The organism is Actinomycetota bacterium, assembly GCA_040755895.1.
Lineage (GTDB): Bacteria > Actinomycetota > Aquicultoria > Subteraquimicrobiales > Subteraquimicrobiaceae > Subteraquimicrobium.
On the sequence record JBFMAG010000129.1, the window covers coordinates 1 to 4,211 of the forward strand.

Genomic DNA, 4,211 nt, shown 5'->3' on the forward strand with positions numbered 1-4,211 from the left:
TCCGACCCTTAAAGTTTCGATTCTGAGTCGAAAGACAAACTTCTCCGTCGGCTAAGATTCCCTGGTGGACGCCTACGCAGGGACCGCACCCGGGATTGAGGATGGCTGCTCCCGCCGCGATCATGGCATCGAGGAGACCCTCTTTAACTGCTTGGAGATAAACTCGTTTAGAAGCAGGACAGATGAGGAGCCTTGTCCCAGGGTAGCATCTATTCCCCTTCAAAATATGGGCTGCGACGCGAAGGTCATCTATCCTGCCATTGGTGCAGCTGCCTATGGAGACCTGATCCACCTTGGTTCCCTCAACTTCACCGACCGGCTTGACGTTATCGACTTCATGGGGAACGGAAATCATCGGTTCAAGAAGGGAGGCATCTATTTCAATAATACGCTCATAATTGGCATCTTCATCCGATTTTATAATCCGGAAATCTTCCTCACGACCTTGTGCTTTCAAAAAAGCTCTGGTGATTTCATCGGAATTGATCAATCCAGTTTTGGCTCCAGCCTCGACGACCATATTACAGAGAGTGAACCTCTCGGACATGGTCATATCCTCAACGGTTTCGCCCGTAAACTCCAAAGCCTTATAGGTGGCTCCATCGGCTCCAATTAAACCAATGATGTGAAGAATTAAATCCTTAGCATAAACACCGTATGGAAGCTCACCGGTGATATCCACCCTTATCGTTTCGGGTACCCGAAACCAGGTCTTCCCAGAGGCGATAGCTATGGCCACATCCGTTGAACCCATGCCTGTGGCAAAGGCTCCAAGTGCCCCAGAGGTGCAGGTGTGAGAATCCGCTCCAACGACCACATCTCCAGGGCGCACGAAGGATTCAACCAATCTTTGATGGCAGATACCTTCACCCACTTCCGAAAGCTGAGCTCCAGTTTTTTGGGCGAATTCTCTTAATATCCTATGGGCATTGGAGAGTTCCTTACGAGGGCTTGGCGCGGCGTGATCGATGAAAAGTATAGTACCCTCAGGATTAGCCACCTTTTCCAGCCCTAACCCCTGCAGTTTTTGGATGGTAAGAGGTCCAGTTCCATCTTGAACCATTGCCAGATCAATCTCGGCTACAACGATATCCCCAGCACGAGCATCCCGTCCACTGTGACCACTCAGGATCTTTTCAGCTATGGTTTTCCCCACTAGTTCTTGCTCCTCTTCAAATAATCCTTGTAGATGTACATCAATTCCTTGTCAAAAAGTGCTCTTTTCAGCTCAACGGCGGCTGCTCTGACCTCCTTGAGGATATCTCGAGCTTCCTCCTCGGTAAGCTCGATGCCATATTCTCTAAACTTAACTATGATGGAATGAGTCCCGGAATGCTTGCCGATGATTATCTGGCGTTCCAATCCCACCTCTTCGGGAGTGAAAGCCTCGTATGTCGCAGGGTGTTTAAGCACTCCATCGGCATGGATGCCCGATTCATGGGCAAAAACGTTGGCTCCAACGATTGCCTTCCATACCGGAACGGTACGAGCTGAAGCATTGGCTACATACTCTGAAAGCTCGCAGAACATGGTGGTCTTAAACCCAAGGTCGATTCCCCCAATATGTTTCATGGCCATTACCACTTCCTCCAAGGCAGCATTCCCAGCTCGTTCGCCGAGTCCATTGACGGTTGTATTGACCCATGTAGCTCCCGCTTTTATACCAGCCAGAGCGTTGGCGGTAGCCATTCCAAAATCGTTGTGGGTGTGCATCTCTATCTCCATATCCAATTCTCTTTTCAAGGTCTTGACTATTTCATAGGTCTTAAATGGTTCTAAGATACCCAACGTATCGCAGTATCTCAATCTATCCGCACCATGTTCTTTCGCCGCTCTTCCAAATTCCATCAAAAAGTCAAAATCGGCTCGAGAAGCATCCTCCGCATTAACCGATACGTAAAGACCGTGGGTCTTTGCAAAATCAACCGACCTTTTCACGCTATCCAAAACCCAAGCTCTATCCTTCCTTAGCTTGTGTTCAATATGGATATCGGAGGTTGAAACGGAGACGGCGACGGCTGAAACTCCACAATCGAGAGAATGCTTGATATCCTCAATAACCGTCCTATTCCAGGCGAGGATGCTCGTCTTCAGACCTAAATCCACTATGGCTTTTATGGCTTCCTTCTCGTCCCCACCCATTGCCGGAATTCCGGCTTCTATTTGGTGTACTCCCACCTCATCTAAAAGCCTGGCGATCCTTATTTTTTCATAATTGGAGAAGACGACCCCCGCCGTTTGCTCTCCATCCCTGAGGGTGGTGTCATCGATCTTTATCGTTGGTATGGACTCTCCTTTAAACATTAATTCAGCTTCCAGTTTATCGCTCATGAAACTTCCTCCAGTATCTTTATACTAGTGAATACTAGTGAAAAAATTCTTTTAATTTTCCTCATTTTAAGTGAAAGAGGATGCGGATAGCAAGAAATTTTACTACCGACTAACCGACCACCGACTTTAGAGGCGCTCCCTCAACAATTTGTTCACAAGCTGGGGGTTGGCACGTCCCTTGGTGAGACGCATGACCTGTCCGACCAAAAAGCCCAGGGCTTTCTCCTTGCCTTTTCTGTAATCCTCAACAACGCCCGGATTTTCCTCCAAAACCAATTCCACAATCCTGGTGAGTTCTTCTTCATCGGTGATTTGGGTTAGCCCCTTCTCCTCCACGATGATTTGGGGAAGCTTACCCGTCTCAAACATCTCCTCAAAAACTGCTTTGGCAATTTTCCCGCTTATCGTTCCATCATCGATGAGTTTGAGGAGTTGAACCAGGTGCTTCGGAGTAACAGCGCATTCATCAATCTCCATGTTAGCTGCATTAAGATGATATAAAAGTTCCCCCATCATCCAGTTGCTCACCTTTTTGGCATCGGAGTAACTCTTCATGCATTCTTCAAAGAAATCACCGAGGGCTTTGGAGGAGGTGAGAAAGGAAGCATCGCTGCTGGATAAAGCATATTGCTCCTGAAAGCGTTTCTTCCTGGCATCGGGGAGCTCGGGGAGACTGTCCCTTAAATCTTCAATCCACCCCCGATCGAGTTCTATTGGTACCAAATCCGGTTCCGGGAAATAACGATAATCATGTGCATATTCCTTGGTCCGTAAGGGTGTGGTTACATTTTTAACGTCATCCCAGTGTCTGGTCTCCTGTTCTACGACTCCACCCTGACTCAATATTTCCTTCTGTCTCTCCACCTCGTAGGCTAGAGCCCGCTGGAGGGCTCTGAAGGAGTTCATGTTTTTTACCTCAGTTTTTGTTCCAAACTCCTTTGAGCCAACGGGGCGAATGGAGACATTAGCATCGCATCGGAGCGAACCTTGTTCCATATTGCAATCGGAGACCTCGAGATGTTCCAAAACGCTCTTTAGCTTCTGAAGGAAAGCTTTTGCCTCTTCAGGGGAGCGGATGTCGGGTTTTGTTACGATCTCCATGAGGGGCACTCCACTTCGATTAAAATCCACTAAACTATATTCCGCTCCGGCGATTCTTCCCGCTCCACCCACGTGAACGAGTTTTCCGGTGTCCTCCTCGAGGTGGACCCTGGTGATGCCGACCCGCCTGCTATGACCATCCATCTCAACTTCGATATAACCATCTGTGCAAAGGGGCAAATCATACTGGGATATCTGATAGTTCTTGGCCATGTCGGGATAGAAGTAATTCTTCCGATGGAATTGACTGAGCAGGGCGATATTGCAATTCAAGGCGAGACCCGTTTTCACCGTATATTCGATGGCCTTTTCATTTATCACCGGGAGAGAACCTGGCAGACCGAGGCAAACTGGGCAAGTCAAAGTATTGGGCTTCTCGCCGAAGGTCCGAGCAGAGCAGCCACAAAACAACTTACTATCCGTGAGAAGCTCAACATGGATTTCCAAACCGATGACCACTTCGTATTCCATAGGAACAGTCCTTCGTTTGTAATTTTATCCCATCTGAATTAATACCTATTACTACCTTCCGGTTAATAGAATGAAACCGGCTGTCACAAAATGTGAATCGAAGGCAAAGGCTTTTTTAATCGCTCTTCGCTTCATTAAACAAAAACTCTTTAGAAACACCCATCTTCTCGGCGAAATATTTCAGAACCTCATCCTGTTTTTTATCGAGATAAATTTGAATAGGTCTCTTCTTAAGAACTCGTTCCATATCTTCCCATCTTCTTTATACATCTTTCAATGATTTAATTTGGACTATTAACAATACATTT

General features: G+C 47.2%; 4 protein-coding genes. All 4 read right to left on the reverse strand.

The window, feature by feature from the left end; genetic code table 11:
• The coding region (locus AB1466_06040; protein ID MEW6189643.1) for a 3-isopropylmalate dehydratase large subunit at nt 1-1,156 on the reverse strand (1,156 nt) is incomplete at its 3' end.
• Complete coding sequence (nifV, locus tag AB1466_06045; GenBank protein MEW6189644.1) at nt 1,156-2,304, reverse strand: homocitrate synthase; 1,149 nt, start codon at nt 2,302-2,304, stop codon at nt 1,156-1,158. The genes AB1466_06040 and nifV, both read right to left, overlap by 1 nt.
• A gap of 153 nt (nt 2,305-2,457) precedes the next feature.
• Nucleotides 2,458-3,903 carry an Asp-tRNA(Asn)/Glu-tRNA(Gln) amidotransferase subunit GatB gene (gene gatB, locus AB1466_06050; GenBank protein MEW6189645.1) on the reverse strand — a complete coding sequence of 482 codons (1,446 nt, stop codon included), beginning with the start codon at nt 3,901-3,903 and terminating at the stop codon, nt 2,458-2,460.
• Nucleotides 3,904-4,018: 115 nt separating this feature from the next.
• Nucleotides 4,019-4,150 (reverse strand): hypothetical protein, encoded by a 132-nt coding sequence (locus AB1466_06055; protein MEW6189646.1) that lies wholly within the window; start codon nt 4,148-4,150, stop codon nt 4,019-4,021.
• Between the last annotated feature and the right edge of the window lie 61 nt (nt 4,151-4,211).